The following is a 3037-nucleotide window of genomic DNA, read 5'->3' as shown; positions in this document are numbered from 1 at the left end:
GCTGCTTCTTATCATACCAAAAACTATTACTACTTTTTCATACAAACTGATCTTCATAGTAAACTTCATATATTTAATTTACTAAATTTAACACTCGATTAAAATTTTGCCAATTTATCAAAATTTAGCAATTTACACAATTAAGTGGCTTTTTGCCTTCAGATACTCTTTTTATATTTTCGCACACATAAAAAGCTATTGCTTTGTAAGAAACATCTGTAACACCTGCAATATGAGGAGTTACAATAACATTTTTCATATCAAAAAATTCTTCTTTTTCTGGTGGCTCTTTCCAAAAAACATCCAAAGCAACTCCACCTAAATGATTTTTATTAAGTGCATCAATTAATGCTTTTTTTTCAACAATAGCTCCCCTTGAAGGGTTAATTAAAAACGCGCCTTTCTTTATCTTAAAAATATTTTGAGAATTTATTAACTCTCTTGTAGAATCATTTAGTGGTAAAGCCAAAAACACATAGTCAACAATTTCTAAGTACTGTTCAAGTTTACTAAGTTTATCAATAGCATCTAGTCGGTATTGCAGTGCTAAATTGGCATCAATATTTTGTTTAATTGCATAAATGTGTACACCAAAAGGTTTTAGCCTTGTAGCAATAGACCTTCCAATGCCTCCAAAACCAACAATTAAGGCTTTTTTACCTATTAGACTTGTACCCACAGGACATCCCCAGCCTACTGCATTGTAAACATTATTTTGAATATTTGGAAAACCTCTAGATAATGCGATTGCTGACATTATGGCCCATTCGGCAACAGATTCGGCATTACCGGTATTGGCAGTAGGAACATTAGCTACATATATACCTTTTTTACTTGCTGATTCAATATCTACGCCGTCTAGCCCTGCACCCCACTGATGTATAAGCTTTAAATTTCGTGCTTTTTCAATTAAATTTGCGTCAATTTTTGACATCGCAGGTATTAGCACATCGCATTCGTGTATCCTATATTCAAGCGCACTTTCTGGTATAAATTCAAACTCTAATTCATGAGTGCATTCGCTAATAAAATTTTGCATACCCACAAAGTGTATACCGGCAACAAATACTTTTGTTTTCTTCATTGGGCACCACCGTTTTTAAAAAATTTATCATTAATAACACTAAAAATAAAATTTTTTGCTAAATCGAAATTAACATAAGACATATCAATTACAATACTGTAATTTCTTAAATCAAATCGATTTATGTCTGTCATTTTTTTAATATATTCGTTTCGATTTTTGTCTGTTTTGTTTACAAGTTCCAACGCTTCTTTTTCATCCATATTGAATTCTTTTGCTACGTTTTTGACTCTATAATCCAAATCTGCTTTTAAAAAAACTGATAAATGTTTTGGATGGTCTTTAAATACAAAAAAAGAAGCTCTACCTAAGGCAACAATATCATGATTTTGCGCAAAGCTTTCAAGCACTGTTTTTTGTACCTCAAATATCTCTGCGTCAGTTGGGTAAAAAGAACCTGCCAACGATCCAATTTCGGGTGTACCAATAGAAAAAACACTTAAAATTTTTTCAAGCAAACTTGAGGTTTTTTCTTCTTTTTTATCTAAATAGGCTACATCTGTTTTTAAAATTTTTGCAGCATGCACAACTAACTCTCTATCAATTAATTTAAAACCAAACTCTTCTGAAATAGCTTTTGCAAGATCATAACCACCAGATCCTATTTGTCTTGTGATTGTAATTACAATATTTTCCATTAATCCCCCTGACTAATCACCTTTGATATCTTTAAAACCTTTTAAGAAAAAAGCAAGTGGCAAGGACAAAACAAATATAAACATAATAAGCAAATACACATGATTGTAGGAAAGCATCATAGCCTGTTGCATAATTGTTTCATTTAACATTTCTTTTATCTTTAAGTCTGGCAGTTGAAATGGTATGCCAAGAACCTGGTCTAATCTTGCTATATATTCTAAAGTATTTCTACTGAACATAGAAACATTTTGAGTTAAAACCGAGTAATAGGCATTTGTTCCTCTATCAACATATGTAGCAGCAAGTGCAACACCAATACTACCAGTAATAAGCCTAAACACATTGTAAATACTTGTGGCAAATGTTAAATCACTTTTTTCAATTGTAATTAATGCAGAAGTGCTAACAGATACGAATATAAAACCAAAACCGCTGCCCTGTAAAAATTGTGGTATAAATATATCCCAAAAGCTTGCATTTAAATTGAGGTTTGCAAATTGAAAAAAGGAAATAATAACAAGTATTAAACCAAAACTAACAAGGATTTTTGGCCCAAGTTTATTGAACAATTTACCCCCAATTGGCATCATCAAAGCCATTGCCAGACTTCTTGGAACCATTGCAACTCCAGCATCAAATGCAGTATATCCAAGCAAATTTTGCAAAAAAACCGGCAAAACAAACAAACTTGCAAAAAGTCCCATACCAAGAACACCGCCAAGCAATGTACCTAGGGTAAAGTTTATATTTTTTAAAATACGCAAATTCACAGCAGGTTTTTTTATTGTTAACTCTCTTATTACAAAAAATATTATACCTGCGCCTGCAATAATTGCAAGATTTGTGATATACTGGGATGTAAACCAGTCTTTGTTTTCACCGTCTGCAAGAAATATCTGCAAAGCACCAAACCCAATAGCCATAAAAATTAAACCTAAAAAATCTATCTTGCTTTTTTCTCTTATTAAAAAATCAGGATCTTCTATAAAAATATTTACCATAATTAAAGCCACTATACCTATAGGTAAGTTTATGTAAAATATCCATGGCCAGCTATACCTATCTATTAGCCATCCACCAAGAGTAGGTCCAATAGCTGGGCCCATAACAACACCCATACCATATATGCCCATTGCCATACCTTGCTCTTCTTTTGGGAAGACTTCCCTTAAAATTGCCTGAGCAATTGGTATTAAAACGCCTCCACCTATTCCTTGTATTATTCTAAAAATAACAATGGCATACAAATTCCATGCAATGCCGCAAAGCGCAGAACCCAATGTAAACAAAGCTATACCAAACATATAAAAATTC

General features: G+C 32.4%; 3 protein-coding genes. All 3 read right to left on the bottom strand.

Annotation, left to right across the window (positions count from 1 at the left end; all coding sequences use genetic code 11):
* Nucleotides 1-124 precede the first annotated feature (124 nt).
* The gene (locus ACP5FO_RS08645; protein WP_428110531.1) at nucleotides 125-1084 is read right to left on the bottom strand and encodes a 2-hydroxyacid dehydrogenase; all 960 of its coding nucleotides are present in this window, start codon (nucleotides 1082-1084) and stop codon (nucleotides 125-127) included.
* Nucleotides 1081-1722, bottom strand: a complete 642-nt coding sequence (locus ACP5FO_RS08640) for an AAA family ATPase (RefSeq protein WP_428110528.1) — start codon at nucleotides 1720-1722, stop codon at nucleotides 1081-1083. Before ACP5FO_RS08640 ends, ACP5FO_RS08645 begins: the two co-directional genes overlap by 4 nt.
* Before the next feature lie 12 nt (nucleotides 1723-1734).
* Nucleotides 1735-3037: DHA2 family efflux MFS transporter permease subunit (locus ACP5FO_RS08635; protein WP_428157405.1), on the bottom strand; the 1303-nt coding region annotated here is incomplete at its 5' end.

This window comes from Desulfurella sp. (assembly GCF_049977265.1).
Taxonomy (GTDB): domain Bacteria; phylum Campylobacterota_A; class Desulfurellia; order Desulfurellales; family Desulfurellaceae; genus Desulfurella.
This window is presented reverse-complemented; position numbering and strand designations above follow the sequence as displayed.